Origin of the sequence: Streptomyces sennicomposti, from assembly GCF_019890635.1 — a bacterium.
In the GTDB taxonomy this organism is placed as follows: domain Bacteria; phylum Actinomycetota; class Actinomycetes; order Streptomycetales; family Streptomycetaceae; genus Streptomyces; species Streptomyces sennicomposti.
Genome location: NZ_JAIOAB010000042.1, coordinates 21,903 through 36,361, shown reverse-complemented (window position 1 = coordinate 36,361; position 14,459 = coordinate 21,903). Strand labels below are relative to the sequence as shown.

13 protein-coding genes are annotated in these 14,459 nt (G+C 74.7%); 8 read left to right on the top strand and 5 right to left on the bottom strand.

The features are described 5' to 3' along the window. Positions 1-107: 107 nt before the first annotated feature. From K7787_RS21915 to K7787_RS21905, 3 genes are all read right to left on the bottom strand, one after another. Positions 108-752, bottom strand: coding sequence for a PhzF family phenazine biosynthesis protein (locus tag K7787_RS21915; RefSeq protein WP_019982083.1), 645 nt, complete (start codon positions 750-752; stop codon positions 108-110). A gap of 74 nt (positions 753-826) precedes the next feature. After that, a complete protein-coding gene (locus K7787_RS21910) occupies positions 827-2,461 on the bottom strand; it encodes an HtaA domain-containing protein (RefSeq protein ID WP_223002648.1) in 1,635 nt (544 codons plus the stop codon). A 116-nt stretch (positions 2,462-2,577) separates the two neighbouring features. Further along, positions 2,578-4,047 carry an HtaA domain-containing protein gene (locus tag K7787_RS21905; RefSeq protein ID WP_223002647.1) on the bottom strand — a complete coding sequence of 490 codons (1,470 nt, stop codon included), beginning with the start codon at positions 4,045-4,047 and terminating at the stop codon, positions 2,578-2,580. Between the two features lie 67 nt (positions 4,048-4,114). Between K7787_RS21905 and K7787_RS21900 the strand changes: the two genes are divergently transcribed. The 7 genes from K7787_RS21900 (at position 4,115) to K7787_RS21870 (ending at position 11,594) form a co-directional block, all read left to right on the top strand. Beyond that, on the top strand, positions 4,115-5,176 hold the full coding sequence (locus K7787_RS21900; RefSeq protein WP_372456672.1) for a heme/hemin ABC transporter substrate-binding protein: 1,062 nt from the start codon (positions 4,115-4,117) through the stop codon (positions 5,174-5,176). Then, on the top strand, positions 5,173-6,300 hold the full coding sequence (locus K7787_RS21895) for a FecCD family ABC transporter permease (RefSeq protein WP_223002645.1): 1,128 nt from the start codon (positions 5,173-5,175) through the stop codon (positions 6,298-6,300). Before K7787_RS21900 ends, K7787_RS21895 begins: the two co-directional genes overlap by 4 nt. Next, the gene (locus K7787_RS21890; RefSeq protein WP_223002644.1) at positions 6,297-7,139 is read left to right on the top strand and encodes a heme ABC transporter ATP-binding protein; all 843 of its coding nucleotides are present in this window, start codon (positions 6,297-6,299) and stop codon (positions 7,137-7,139) included. The genes K7787_RS21895 and K7787_RS21890 overlap by 4 nt, the downstream gene beginning before the upstream one ends. Positions 7,140-7,317: 178 nt before the next feature. After that, positions 7,318-8,457 carry an iron uptake system protein EfeO gene (efeO, locus tag K7787_RS21885; RefSeq protein ID WP_223002643.1) on the top strand — a complete coding sequence of 380 codons (1,140 nt, stop codon included), beginning with the start codon at positions 7,318-7,320 and terminating at the stop codon, positions 8,455-8,457. Positions 8,458-8,471: 14 nt separating this feature from the next. Next, complete coding sequence (gene efeB / locus K7787_RS21880; RefSeq protein WP_169438230.1) at positions 8,472-9,755, top strand: iron uptake transporter deferrochelatase/peroxidase subunit; 1,284 nt, start codon at positions 8,472-8,474, stop codon at positions 9,753-9,755. 5 nt (positions 9,756-9,760) lie between these two features. Then, positions 9,761-10,633, top strand: coding sequence for an iron uptake transporter permease EfeU (gene efeU / locus K7787_RS21875; RefSeq protein ID WP_164392773.1), 873 nt, complete (start codon positions 9,761-9,763; stop codon positions 10,631-10,633). After that, a complete protein-coding gene (locus K7787_RS21870) occupies positions 10,593-11,594 on the top strand; it encodes an SCO2278 family lipoprotein (protein ID WP_223002642.1) in 1,002 nt (333 codons plus the stop codon). Before efeU ends, K7787_RS21870 begins: the two co-directional genes overlap by 41 nt. Before the next feature lie 303 nt (positions 11,595-11,897). Here the strand turns inward: K7787_RS21870 and K7787_RS21865 are convergent, their stop codons facing one another. After that, complete coding sequence (locus K7787_RS21865) at positions 11,898-12,635, bottom strand: bifunctional DNA primase/polymerase (protein WP_223002641.1); 738 nt, start codon at positions 12,633-12,635, stop codon at positions 11,898-11,900. Between the two features lie 133 nt (positions 12,636-12,768). Further along, positions 12,769-13,383, bottom strand: coding sequence for a TetR/AcrR family transcriptional regulator (locus K7787_RS21860; protein WP_223002640.1), 615 nt, complete (start codon positions 13,381-13,383; stop codon positions 12,769-12,771). Positions 13,384-13,627: 244 nt separating this feature from the next. Between K7787_RS21860 and ddaH the strand changes: the two genes are divergently transcribed. Continuing rightward, the gene (ddaH, locus tag K7787_RS21855) at positions 13,628-14,449 is read left to right on the top strand and encodes a dimethylargininase (RefSeq protein WP_164391963.1); all 822 of its coding nucleotides are present in this window, start codon (positions 13,628-13,630) and stop codon (positions 14,447-14,449) included. The last annotated feature ends 10 nt before the right edge of the window (positions 14,450-14,459 follow it).

Here is a 14,459-nt window from a genome sequence, read left to right as displayed (position 1 = left end):
GTGCGCGCCTCCGTGTGCGCGCCTCCGTGTGCCCGCCTCTGTGTGCCCGCCTCCGTGTGCGCGGGCGGCTGCGGCGGGTGGGGGCGTGGCACGCCCCGCAGGGGGCGTCAGCGCTCCAGGACCACCCGGCCGCCGATCTCCACCCAGCCCTCCGGCTGGGGAGCCGTCAGGATCTGGGAGCCCGCGCCCTGGACGATGTTGAGCGCCCGGCCGAGCCGGGCGGTCAGCAGCAGCGCCGCCGCGCCCGTCGCCTCGTCCTCCTCGATGCCGTCGTCCCGGCCCGGGAAGGCCCTCGCGCGCACCCGGCCGGCCGCCTCGTCCTCCCACGCCCAGGCGTAGATCCACTCACCGGGCGGCGGGACGGCGAGGTCGTCCACCTCGGCGGCGGTGGCGTACTGCCGCAGGGTGCGCGGCGGCGCCCACTCCGGGCGGGCCTCGATCCAGGTGAACTCGCCGTCCAGGCGGGTGCCGACGACGCCGGCCGGGGTGACGAGTTCGGGCACGTCCAGCAGCCAGGCCGTGCCCACGCAGGGGTGCCCGGCGAAGGGCAGGCGCAGGGTCGGGGTGTGGATGTCGAGGACGCCGCGCTCGGGGTCGTCCACGAACACCGTCTCGCTGAAGCCGAGTTTGGCGGCGAGGGCCTGGCGTTCGTCCGGGTCCGGGATCGTCGAGCCGTCGCGGACGACACCGAGTTCGTTGCCGTAGCCGCCGTTCGCCGCGCAGAACACGCGCAGCACGTCGTAGTCGGTCACCAGGGCATTGAAGCACCGAAACGGCGCGGAGGGCGGCGCCGGCCGTCCGGGCCGGCGCCGCCCTCCGTCGTGGCTCAGGCCTGCGCGTCCGGTGCGCCGCGCCGCCTGCGCACCGCGAACACCACGCCCGCGCCCGCCGCCACGGCGAGTGCGGCGGCCGTGCCGAGGGCGGCCACCGGCGCGTCCGAGCCGGTGGCGGCCAGACTGCCGCCGACGGACCCGCCGCCGGTGGTGGCCCCGGCGCCGCCCGTCGTGGAGCCGCCGCCCCCGGCGTCCGAACCGGTGCCGCCCGAGGCGCCGGCGGAGCCGGACCCGCCGGCGGAGCCCGTGCCGCCGGTGCCCGACGTGCCGTCGCCCGAGGGCAGGTCGGCGCCGTCGGCGAGGGCCACGGACAGGCTCACCGGATCGAGCGCGGTGCCCTTGGCGTAGAAGCCGCTGAACGCCTTCGCGCCCGCCTCGGTCAGCGTCGCCGCCACCTTGTCCAGCGTGATGACGTCGTCCTTCGCCGTCAGGCCGCCCGAGGGGGCCTTGAGGTCGGCGAGGACGACCGCCTTGGTGGTGACGCCGAGGCTGGTGACGTCGGCGGTCAGGGTGCCGGACCCGCCGGACAGGGCCGCCTTGAGATGGGTGAGGGTGAGGTCGAGGCCGTAACCGCCGTTCTCGCCCTCGCCCTTGTGGCCCTTGAAGTTCACCGAGCCCTTGACGGCGGCGGTCAGCGTGCCGGCCTCGGTGTCGTAGGCGCCGGTGGCGTCGGTGAAGGTGAACGCGCCGTTCCCGGCGGCCTGCGAGGCGCCGCCGGAGGTCGTGATGGCGCCCTTGGCTATCGGGCCGACGACGTAGGCGCGGAAGGACTCCTTCAGGCCCCAGGTGAGCCGGCCGTCGGCGATGTCGCCCTGGGCCGGGGCCGGGGCGGCGGAGCCGGTCGCGGTGGCGGAGGCCGACGGGGAGGCCCCGCCGGTCGCCGAGCCCGAGGGGGACGGGGAGCCGCCGGCGCTCGCCGACGCGCTCGGCGAGGCGGACGTCGAGGCGGAGGGCGAGGTGGGCGGCTGCGACGTGGGCGGCTGGGAGGTGGACGGCTGGGACGTGCCCGTGGACGGGCTCGGCGAGGACGAGGTCTTCGTCTGCACCACGGACAGCGGGTCGCCCGCCGCGCCCGCGTAGGTGTCGCTGCCGAGGAACGCGCCGGCCTCATCGGTGAGCGTGGTGGCCAGTCCGCTCATGTCGGCGCCGGTGGGCGCGGCGACCTTCGCGAACGGCACGTCCTGCCGGGTCTCGCCGCCGTCGGCGGTCAGATCGGCGGTGAGGACGCCCGTCGCGCTGTCGTACTGGAAATCGCTGAGCACCCGCTTGAAGTGGTGGGCGCCGGACTCGGCGGTCAGGGTGCCCTTGAAGGCCAGGTGCACGGTGTGGCTGGCGCTGTCGTAGGCGCCCTGGCCGTCGGTGAAGGTGAACGCCCCGTTGCCGGCCGCCTGGGAGGCGCCGTCGGCGGTGGTGAACGTGCCCTTGGCGTAGGGGCCGGTGACGTAGGAGCGGTACGTCTCCTTGATGCCCCAGGTCAGTTCGTACCCCTTCAGGGGGATGCCGCCCGCGGCGGCGGTGGTGGGCGCGGCGGCCAGGGAGGCCGCGCCGATGGCGGCGGCGGCCGTGGCGACGGCGGCGGCGAACGCGAGCGGCCGTCTGCGGCTGCGGTCACCGGTGGTTGCGGGCATGAGGTCTCCTCGTACGGGGAGCGGTGGATGAGTTGAGTGCGGGGGGAGGGAAGGCGAGCCGGGTGTCGGCGGGTTCGGGTCGGTGGTGCGGCCCGGTTCGTGGGGGCTCGCCGGGGTCAGGGGGGGGGGGCGCCGTCGTCCGCGGGGGCGTCGGCGGCCGGGTGGGGCCTGCGGCGGCCCCGGAGGATCGCCGCGCCGAGCGCCGTGGCCGCGAGCACTCCGGCCGCGACGAGGGCCAGCGGCAGCAGCGGTACGCCGTCGTCGTCCCCGGCCGCGGCGACGGGCGTCGCGGAGACGGCGGCGGCGGAGGCGGAGGCGGCCGGGGCGGACGCGGCCGGGGTGGGGGTGGCCGTGCTGCCGAGGTCGGGCAGGGCGGGCAGGCGTACGCCGTCGGTGAGGGCCACGGCCAGGGAGACGGGGTCCATCGCGGTGCCCGCCGGGTACATCCCGCCGAACGCCTTGGCGCCGCGGGCGGTCAGCGCGGCGGGCGCCTCGGTGATCTTCGCCAGTCCGTCGTGGGCGGTGAAGTCCTTCGCGGCGAAGGTGACCAGCGGCACCTGGCTCGCCGTCAGGCTCGCGCCCGCCACGTCGGCGAAGAGGGTGCCCTCGCCGTCCCGGACGGTGACGCGGACGCCGCCGAGCTTCAGGTCGAGGCCGTGGGCGCCGGTGAAGCGGACGGTTCCCTCGAAGGCGGCGGTCAGTTCGCCCCGGTCGTAGGCGCCGGTGCCCGAGCCGAAGCGGAAGAGCGCGCCGCCGTCCTGGGCGCCGTCGGTCAGCTTCCAGCCACCGCGGGCGATGTCCCCGGTGACGTACTCGCGGAAGGTGCGGCGCACGCCCCAGTCCACGACGCCGGTCGCGATGGCGTGGTCCGGACTCCGCTTCGCCTGCCGGGACTCGGCGGGGGTCGGCGCGGGCGCGGCCGTGGTCGGCTTCGCCTCGGGGCGTACGTCGGCCGAGAGGCTGACCGGGTCCAGCGGGGTGCCGGCCGTGTAGTAGCCGGCGAAGGACTTCGCGCCCTGGGCGGTGAGGGTGGCGGGGAGGTTGTTCAGGACGACGCGCTCGCCCGCGCCGCGCATGTCGATGCCGGACAGGGAGAGGGCGGCGAAGGGCACCTGCGGGGACGTCGTGACCGTCCCGGTGCCCTTCGCCTTGCTGACGACGTCCACGTAGAGGGTGCCGGTGGAGCCGGCGATGCGGACGGTGGGGCGGCTGAGGGTGAGGTCCAGCTGGTAGCCGCCGCCGGGCGACTTGTGGCCGACGAAGCGCACGCCGCCGGCGAAGCCGGCCCGGAACGCGCCCGTCGAGCCGTCGTAGGTCCCGCTGGCCGAGGGGAACCGGAAGGAGCTGGCGCCCACCGTGGCGGCGCCGCCGGTCAGGGAGTAACTCCCCTTGGCGATCGGGCCGGTGACATAGCTCTGGAACGAGGACTTGATGCCCCAGTCGAGCCGGCCGCCCGCGACGACCCGGCTCGCCGCGTGGGCGGCGGGGGCCGGCAGCAGGGCGGCCAGGAGGGCCGCGACGAGCACGGCGAGGGCGGTGCCGGCCGCGCTCGGGGCGGTGAGCGGGGCGCGGGGGCGCGTGGGCATGGAAGGTCCTCCGGTATCCACAGCCGGTAGCCAACGAAGGTAAGGCTAACCTAAGCTAAACCTGCCGATGATCGGCTGCCCCGAGAAAGAACGGACGGACCGCACCGTGCGACGCTTGCGCACACGACTGGCGGGAGCACTGGTGTCGGTGCTCGCGCTCGCCCTGACCGCGACCGGCTGCCGAGGCGGCGGCGACGCCTCCGGCGGCGCGAGGACCGCCCCCGCGGTCGCCGTCGCCGACCGGGTGGAACCGCTGACCGGAACCGCCGCGCCGCGCCTGCCCGTCACGGTGACCTCCGCCGACGGCAGGAAGGTGACCGTCGCCGGGGCCCGGCGGATCGTGCCGCTGTCGGGCAGCCTCAGCGAGATCGTGTTCACGCTGGGACTCGGCGACCGGGTCGTCGCCCGGGACATCACGGCCACCTTCGCGCAGGCGCGCAAGCTGCCGGTGGTGACGCGCAATCACGACGTGTCCGCCGAGAGCGTGCTGTCGCTGCGCCCCGATCTGGTGCTCGCCGAGACCACCTCCGGGCCGGACGAGGCCATGGCGCAGATCCGCGCCGCGGGCGTCCCGGTGCTCGTGGTGCGGCCGGCGGCCTCCCTCGCGGACGTCGGGCCGCGCATCCGGGCGGTCGCCGGCGCGCTCGGCGTGCCGGACGCGGGCGAGCGGCTGACCGAGCGCTCGCAGCGGCGGATCGACGCCGTGCGCAAGGCGATCCCCGCGCACGCCGACCACCCCCGGGTCGCCTTCCTGTACCTGCGCGGCTCCGCCTCCGTGTACCTCATCGGGGGCGCCGAGTCCGGGGCCACGTCGCTGATCGAGGCGGCCGGCGGGGTGGACGCGGGCGCGGCCTCCGGGCTGACCAAGGACTTCACCGCGATCACCACCGAGGCGCTGGCGAAGGCCGCGCCGGACGCGATCCTCGTGATGAGCAAGGGACTTGAGTCGGTGGGCGGCATGGACGGGCTGGTGAAGATCCCGGGCGTCGCCCAGACCCCGGCGGGCATGAACCGCCGGGTGGTGTCGGTCGAGGACGGCGTCCTGCTGAACTACGGCCCCCGCACCGACCAGGTCCTGCGCTCCCTCGTCACCCAGCTGTACGGCGACGGAACCGGGGCCGGGCGATGACGGCCCCCGCCCTCACCGGGCCCCCGTCGGAGCCGGAACAGCCGGAACGCGCCACGAAGTCAGCCGAGTTCGCGGCCTCCGCCGACCGGAGGACGCGCGCCCGGCGGCCCGTGCCGCTGACCGGCGGCCTGCTGCTCGCGCTGCTCGTCCTCGTCCCCGTCGCCGCCGGGCTCGGGGCGTATCCGATCCCCACCGGGGACGTGCTGTCCTCCGTGCTGCACCGCGTCGGCCTCGGCGAATCCGGCCTGGACCGGGTGGCGGAGTCGGTGCTGTGGAACGTGCGGTTCCCGCGCATCGTGCTGGCCCTGCTCGTGGGCGCCTCGCTCGGCTGCGCGGGCGCGCTGATGCAGGGCGTGTTCGGCAACCCGCTGGCGGAACCGGGCGTCATCGGCGTCTCCTCGGGCGCGGCGGTCGGCGCGGTCGCCGCGATCGCGCTCGGCATCGACGTCCTGGGCGCCTGGACCGTGCCGGTGTTCGCCTTCGTCACCGGCCTCGGCACGGTGCTGCTGGTGTACGCCATGGCCCGCTCCGGCGGCCGGACCGAGGTGGTGACGCTGATCCTCACCGGGATCGCGGTCAACGCGTTCGCGCTCGCGCTGATCGGCCTGTTCCTGTTCTTCGCGGACACCGCCGCCGTCAACCAGATCACCTTCTGGCAGCTCGGCTCGCTCTCCCAGGCGACCTGGCCCAAGGTGCTCGCGGTCCTGCCGTGCGCGGTGCTCGGCCTGGCCCTGGCCCCGCTGTACGCGCGCCGCCTGGACCTGCTGGCGCTCGGCGAACGCCCCGCCCGGCACCTGGGCGTGGACGTGGAGCGGCTGCGGATCACGCTGGTGCTGATCGTGGCCCTGCTGACGGCGGCCGCGGTCAGCATCTCCGGGATCGTCAGTTTCGTCGGCCTGGTCGTGCCGCATCTGCTGCGGATGGCCGCCGGGCCCGGGCACCGGTTCCTGGTGCCGGGCAGCGCGCTGCTGGGCGCGCTGGTCCTGCTCGCCGCCGACCTCACGGCCCGTACCGTGGCCGCGCCCGCCGAACTGCCGCTCGGCGTCCTGACCGCACTGCTCGGCAGCCCGTTCTTCTTCTGGCTGCTGCGCCGCACCCGCCGCCGGCAGGGAGGCTGGGCATGAGCCGGAGAAGGTTCCCGTACGTCGGCGCGCTGCGCGGCCGCCCCGCTCCACCGCCCCCGGCGCGCGCCGGGGACGTACTGGCCGAGACGGAGTCGCTGCGGGTGCGCCTGGGCGCGCGCGAGGTGCTGCGCGGGGTGGACCTCGCCGTACGGGCCGGCGAGGTGCTGGCCCTGGTCGGGCCCAACGGGGCGGGGAAGTCCACCCTGTTGGGCGCGCTCGCCGCCGATCTCCCGGCCGCGGGGGGCGTCGTACGCATCCACGGGCGGCCGGCGGCGGAGTGGTCCGCGCCCGAACTCGCCCTGCGCCGGGCCGTGCTGCCGCAGTCGGCCGAGCTGTCCTTCCCCTTCCCGGTGGCGGACGTGGTGCGCATGGGCCGCGCCCCGCACGCCGCCGATCCGGCCGTGGACGACGCGGTGGTGGCCGCGGCGATGGCCGCGACCGAGGTGGGCGCGTTCGCCGCGCGGCCGTTCCCGGCGCTCAGCGGCGGCGAGCGGGCCCGGGTGGCGCTCGCCCGGGTGCTGGCGCAGCAGGCGCCGCTGCTGCTGCTCGACGAGCCGACCGCCGCGCTGGACCTCAGGCATCAGGAGCTGGTGCTGCGGCTGTGCCGGGAGCGGGCGCGGGCCGGTGACGCGGTGGTCGTGGTGCTGCACGACCTGGGGCTGGCCGCCGCCTACGCGCACCGGGTGGCGGTGCTGCGCGGCGGCCGGGTCGCGGCCGACGGGCCGCCGGCCGAGGTGTTCTCCGAGGCGCTGCTCACCGAGGTCTACGACCAGCCGGTCGAGGTGCTGCCGCATCCCCGTACGGGCACGGTCCTGGTGACCCCGAAGCGCTCCCTTTGAATCCCCTGTGGCCTGTTCTTTACGGTCCCTTGGGCGGCTCGCGATCAGCCCGTAGCCGGGGCCGTCCCATGAGAGCTGAATCACGGCACGCACGGGTATCAAGCAGGCGCAGTTCCGTTAAGTTAGGCAAGCCTCACCAATACCGTCAGGATCTTTTCAGCCATCCGGGAGCACTTCCATGCGAGCCGTCAGACTCTCCCTCGTCACCGCCGTCGCCACCGCGGCTGCTCTGACCTCCATGACGGCCTGCACCTCCAAGAGCGATGCCTCGGACGGCGACGCGATCCAGGTGACCGCCGCCGACTCCACCTGCGAGACCTCGGCCAAGACGGTCCCGGCCGGCCAGGTGACGCTGAAGATAGAGAACAAGGGCTCCAAGGCCACCGAGGTCGAGATCGTCTTCCCGGACGACCGGATCGTCTCCGAGAAGGAGAACATCGGCCCCGGCACCAAGTACACGCTGACCGCCGAGATCAAGGCCGGCTCCTACGAGATCGCCTGCCGCCCGGGCATGAAGGGCCACGGCGTGCGGCAGAAGCTGACGGTCACCGGCGCGAACGCCGCCGCCAAGCGCGACCCCGCGCTGGACCAGGCCGTCGCCCAGTACCGCCAGTACGCGCAGGACCAGGCCGACGAGACGGTGCCGCTGGCCCAGAAGTTCGCCGACGCCATCAAGGCCGGCGACCTGGAGGCCGCCAAGAAGGCCTACGCCCCCTCCCGCATCGGCTGGGAGCGCACCGAGCCGGTCGCGGAGTCCTTCGGCGACATCGACCCGAAGACCGACACCCGCGCCGACGGCCTGGAGCAGGGCCAGAAGTGGACCGGCTGGCACCGCCTGGAGAAGGCGCTGTGGCAGGACAAGAAGATCGGCGCCGAGGAGAAGACCCTCGCCGACCAGCTCGTGGCCGACCTGAAGGACTGGCAGCAGCGGGTCGGCAAGGCGGAGATCACGCCCACCTCCATGGCCAACGGCGCCAAGGAGCTGCTGGACGAGGTCGCCACCGGCAAGGTCACCGGCGAGGAGGACCGCTACTCGCACACCGACCTCGTCGACTTCAAGGCCAACGTCGAGGGCGCGCAGAAGGCGTACGAACTGCTCAAGCCGGTGGCCGAGAAGAACGACGCGGCGCTCACCGGTGAGCTGGACAAGCAGTTCGCCGCCCTGAACACGGTGCTGGACAAGTACCGCACGGACAAGGCGTCCTACGACTTCGTCTCCTACGACAAGGTCGGCAAGGACCAGCGCAAGGAGCTGTCGGACGCGGTGAACGCGCTCGCCGAGCCGCTGTCCAAGCTCGCCGCCGCCGTCGCCAAGTGAGCGGGAAGCCGCAGATGACCGAGACGGACACCCCGGAACCGGGCGCCGGCGGGCAGACCGGCGCCGCTCCCTCCCGGCGCGCCCTGATCGGCTGGGGCGGCGCCGGGCTGGCGCTCGGCGCCGTCGCGGCCGGCGGCGCGGTCGCCCTGGCCAAGGACGACGACGGCGCGGACCGGACGGACACGGCCGGCGCGGTGGAGTTCCACGGCGCCCACCAGGCGGGCATCGCCACGCCCGTCCAGGACCGGCTGCACTTCGCCGCGTTCGACGTGAAGACCGACGACCGCGCCGAGTTCGTGCAGCTGATGAAGGACTGGACGGCCGCGGCCCGGCGGATGACCGCGGGCCGGGCGGTCGGCGAGGGCGCCTACGGCGGGCTCGCCGAGGCGCCGCCCGACGACACCGGCGAGGCGCTCGGCCTGCCGCCCTCCCGGCTGACCCTCACGATCGGCTTCGGGCCGTCGCTGTTCGACAAGTTCGGTCTGAAGGACCGGCGGCCGGCCGCCCTGGTCGATCTGCCGCCGTTCCCCGGCGACAACCTCGACCGGTCCCGCACCGGCGGCGACCTGTGCGTGCAGGCCTGCGCGGACGACCCGCAGGTGGCCGTGCACGCCATCCGCAACCTGGCCAGGATCGGCTTCGGCAAGGTCGCCATCCGCTGGTCGCAGCTCGGCTTCGGCAAGACCTCCTCCACCACCCCGGGCGCGCAGACCCCGCGCAACCTGTTCGGCTTCAAGGACGGCACCCGCAACATCGCGGGCACCGAGACCGGCCGGCTGGAGAAGTTCGTGTGGGTCGGCGACGGGGACGGCGGCGCGAAGGACGCCTGGATGCACGGGGGTTCCTACCTCGTCGCCCGGCGCATCCGGATGCAGATCGAGGTGTGGGACCGCACCTCGCTGCAGGAGCAGGAGGACGTCTTCGGCCGCGACAAGGGCGAGGGCGCGCCGGTGGGCAAGGCCAAGGAGCACGACGAGCCGTTCCTGAAGGCCATGAAGCCCGACGCGCACGTCCGCCTCGCGCACCCCGACTCCAACGACGGCATCACCATCCTGCGCCGCGGCTACTCCTTCACGGACGGCACGGACGGGCTGGGCCGGCTGGACGCGGGCCTGTTCTTCCTGGCCTACCAGCGCGACCCGCGCAAGGGGTTCATCCCGCTGCAGCGCCGGCTGTCGGCGCACGACGCGCTCAACGAGTACATCCAGCACGTGGGTTCGGCGGTCTTCGCGATCCCGCCCGGCGTCCGCGACGCGCACGACTGGTGGGGCCGCACCCTGCTGTCCGAGGAGGCTTAGGGCCTGTGTTCTCCAACTATCTGATCGGTCTGCGCGAGGGGCTGGAGGCCAGCCTCGTCGTGTGCATCCTGATCGCCTACCTGGTCAAGACCGGCCGCAGGGACGCCCTGAAACCGATCTGGACGGGCATCGCCATCGCCGTCCTGCTGGCCATGGGCTTCGGCTGCGTGCTGGAGTTCGGCTCGCAGGAGATGACGTTCCAGGCGCAGGAGGGGCTCGGCGGCTCGCTGTCCATCGTGGCGGTGGGCCTGGTGACGTGGATGGTCTTCTGGATGCGGCGCACCGCCCGCCATCTGAAGGCCGAGCTGCACGGCAAGCTGGACCAGGCGCTGGCGATGGGCACCGGCGCGCTGGTGGCGACCGCGTTCCTGGCCGTGGGCCGCGAGGGCCTGGAGACCGCGCTGTTCGTGTGGGCCTCCGTGCACGCCGCCTCCGACGGCACCCCGCGCCCGCTGGTCGGCGTCGCCCTCGGTCTGGCCACCGCGGTCCTGCTGGGCTGGCTGTTCTACCGGGGCGCGCTGCGCATCAACCTCGCCAAGTTCTTCACCTGGACCGGCGCGATGCTGGTGGTGGTCGCGGCGGGCGTGCTGGCGTACGGCGTGCACGACCTCCAGGAGGCCGACCTGGTGCCGGGTCTGACGAACCTCGCCTTCGACATCAGCGGCACCATCGAGCCGGACAGCTGGTACGGCACGCTGCTGAAGGGCGTGTTCAACTTCCAGCCCGATCCGACCGTCCTCCAGGTCACGGTGTGGCTGCTGTACCTGGTCCCGGCGCTCGCACTGTTCTTCGCCCCGGTAGGGTTCGCCTCCGGGAAGGGGAAGGTGACGGTAGCTGATGAGCAGGGTCCGCGGCCCTCGAAGGCTTCGCAGGCTTGAGCGGAAGATACTGGCGGCGGCCTCGGTGGCCGCGCTGTCGCTGACGGCGAGCGGCTGTGTGGTGGTGCACGGCGAGCGTGAGGTGCTTCCGGCCACCACGCGCGCCGAAGCGGCCGTGGCGCTCGCCGAGTTCACCGACGCGTACAACAAGGCCGACAAGGCGTACGACAGTTCGCTGGACGCGGCGTACGTCACCGGGGCGCTCGGCGCGATCGACGCGGCGCGGCTGAAGGCCGGGCACGTCAACAGCCCGGGCGGCAATGCCGCGCACACCCCGCTGAAGCTGTCCGACGCGAAGTTCACGATCCCTAAGAAGGCGGGCTGGCCGCGCTGGTTCCTCGCCGACGCCGAGGGCAACAAGGGCGGCAGCGCGCGCTGGCTGCTGGTGTTCACGCGGGACGGCCTGGGCGCGAAGTGGCGGGCGGCGTATCTGACGCTGGTGGCGCCCGGCGCGGTGCCGAAGTTCCGTACGGACGCGGACGGCTGGGCCGAGGCGGTGCCCGCCGGCGCGGCCGGTCAGGTCGCCCCGCCCGCCGGCCTCAGCGAGGACTACGCCGCGTACCTGAAGGACGGCGGCGGTTCCTTCGCCGACGGGGCGTACACCAGCGACTGGCGCGCGCAGCGCGCCAAGACGGCCGTACGGCCCGGTCTGGCCACGCAGTACATCGACGAGCCGCTGACGAACGGCGGCTACGCGCCGCTGGCGCTGCGCACCGCCGACGGGGGCGCGCTGGTGTTCTTCGCCACGCACCACTACCAGAAGCAGACCGCCGCCGCGGGCACCTCGGTGCCCACGCCGAACCAGAGCGTGCGGGCGCTGACCGAGGGCGAGATCAAGCAGTCGCTGACGATGGAGTTCGTCTCCAACCAGGTCGCCCTGGACCCCGCACAGGGCGCGTCCGGCGGCAAGATCACCCTGCTGGGCCGCCTGCAGGGGCTCACGGGGGCGCAGGGGGGCTGAGGGAGCCGCGGCGCAGGGCGCGCGGGCTCCGCGGCGCGGGGCCGGGTACGCGGGCGGGCGTGATGCGCGCGGGGTACCCGCGGCGGCCGGGGTCTGCTGCGCGGGGCCGGGCGGGCGAGGTTCGTGCCCCTCGGGGCGCGGCGGGCCGGGCGCGTGGGCCGGGGGTCCAGGCCGGGCGGGTGAGGGGGCCGCGCGCGAGGCGGTGCAGGTCGACGCCGGGCGGGTCGGGTCTGCGGCGGGGCGGGAGCGGGGCCGCGGGGCCGCGGCGGGGCTTCGGTGCGCCTCCGGGTGCCGGGCGGGGGGTCAGTGGCGCATGGGCCAGGCCGAGCCGACGTGGCCGGGCTCCTCGCCCACGTGGCGGGCGCAGGCGTCGGTGAGGGCTTCCAGGAGGCTGAGCGGGTCGGGCAGCGGATGCTCCGGGCCGCGTACCCACCGCACCGCGCGGCCGTCGTCGCCGGGCAGCCGGGCCGGCGGTACGAGGACGTAGGAGCCGCGGCAGTGCCAGCGCAGGCCCGGGTGCTCGTCCATGGTCTCCGGGTGGCAGTCCAGCTCGCACGGCCACCACTCGTCCTCGTCCTCGGGGGTGCCGCGGGTGGAGGTGAAGAACAGCAGCCGGCCGTCGTCGCTCTCGGCGACCGGGCCGATCTCGATCCCGGCGGCGAGCAGCCGCTCCATGGCCTCCCGCCCGGCCTCCAGGGGCACGTCGAGCACGTCGTGCACCATGCCGGTGGCAGTGATGAAGTTCGCCTGCGGCTGGTGCCGGGCCCACCGCTCGATCTGCCCCCGGTCGGTCGTGGACTGGGTCTGCCAGGCGAAGGACACCGGGTGCCGGGCCGGCGTGGGACAGCCGACGCGGTCGCACGAACAGCCGTAGCCGGTCCCCGGGTGCGCGGCGGGCGCCAGCGGCAGTCCCGCGGCGGCGGCGGCGAGCAGCAGGGCCTGACGGCCGTCGTCCCCGGCGGCCTCCTTCGGGCGGCGTCCGCGCAGCCACTGGGAGAGTTTGCCCTGCCGGCCGGTGCGGCCGCCGAACTGCGCGCTCATCTATCCCCTCGCCTCGCTGGTGTGGACAGCATGCTCCATGGTCCCACCATCCTGCGCCTTGGGTGGACGGAGCCCGCCCGCGGGGTGGGGGCGGCGGGGAGCAGGAGGGGAGGCAAAGGGCGCACGGCGGGGCTCAGCGGGGGGCGATTCCGTACAGGGCGTAGTCGACCAGGGTGTCCGTGTAGTCGTAGGTGATCGGCCCGGTGTGCTGGAGCCAGCGCTGGGCGAGCGGGGAGACGAAGAGCTCCAGGGCGATGCGCGGGTCTACGTCCGGCCGTACCGCGCCCTTGTCCTGGGCGGCGCGCAGCCGCTTCACGTAGAGCTGGAGCTGGGGTTCGAGCAGGTGGGCGACGAACCGGCGGCCGAGTTCCTCGTTGACCAGGCCCTCGGCGGCCAGCGCGCGGGACGGCGCGTCGAAGCGGGGGTCGAGGAGTTCGTCCACGGTGGCGCGCAGGACGGCCTTGAGGTCGGCGGCGAGGTCCCCGGTGTCGGGGATCTCATAGGGCTGGTGCCCGGCCTGCCGGGCGGCCTCCTCGCCGAGGTCGAGGAACGCCTCCAGCAGGACGTCCGCCTTCGACGGCCACCAGCGGTAGATCGTCTGCTTGCCGACTCCGGCGCGGGCGGCGATGCCCTCGATGGTGGTCCTCGGGTAGCCGACCTCGGCGACGAGGGCGAGGGCCGCGTCGTAGATCGCGCGGCGGGAGCGTTCGCTGCGGCGGGTGGCGTCGGGGGTGGGCTTGTCGACCATGAGGGCGACGGTAGCAGGCGGGTGAGACGGGACGTCTCGTCGTGGGGCGGGTGCGGGGCAGGGCGCTCTCGATGCGGGGCGCGCGGGGGCGCGTCCCGGGGCGCACGCCCGTACGCCACTCACGCGGGCGAAAGGGGCCGTCCGGCCCGCGCGCGACGGGCGCGGGCGGCGCACCATGGTCACCAAGGCAACACCGAGCAGCCCGAGCAGCCCCAGCAGCCCTGCGGCACCCGAGGAGCCCGCCTTGGCCCGACCCCGCAGCGCCACGCCCCGGCGCTATCTGATGTGCCCGCCGGCGCACTTCACCGTGCGCTACTCCCTCAACCCGTGGATGGACCCGGCCAAGCCGGTCGACACGCCGCTGGCGCAGGCCCAGTGGGAACAGCTGCGCGAGGTGTACCGCTCCCTCGGGCACACCGTGGCGGAGCTGGCCCCCGTGCCGGGGCTGCCGGACATGGTGTTCACGGCGAACGGCGCGACGGTGGCCGACGGCCGGGTGTTCGGCGCCCGGTTCGCCCACCCGGAGCGGGAGCCGGAGGCTCAGGCGCACCTGGAGTGGTTCGCCGCGCACGGCTACGGGCATCTGCACCTGCCCGTCCACATCAACGAGGGCGAGGGCGACCTCGCCGTCACCGACTCGCTGCTGCTGGCCGGGCGGGGGTTCAGGACCAATCCGCTGGCGCACGGGGAGGCGCAGGAGTTCTTCGGCCGCCCGGTGATCGGCCTGGAGCTGGTCGATCCCCGCTTCTACCACCTGGACCTGGCGCTGGCCGTGCTGGACGACGCGGCCGGCGAGGTGGCGTACTACCCGCCCGCCTTCTCCCCCGGCAGCCGCGAGGTGCTGCGGCGGCTGTTCCCGCACGCGCTGGTCGCGGCCGAGGAGGACGCGCTCGCCTTTGGTCTGAACGCCGTCTCCGACGGGCTGCACGTGGTGCTGCCGCAGGCGGCGGCCGGGCTGTTCGGCCCGCTGCGCGAGCGGGGCTTCGAACCGGTCGGCGTGGACGTGAGCGAGCTGCACCGGGGCGGGGGCAGCGTGAAGTGCTGCTCGCTGGAGCTGCGGGGGTGACGTGCCGGGC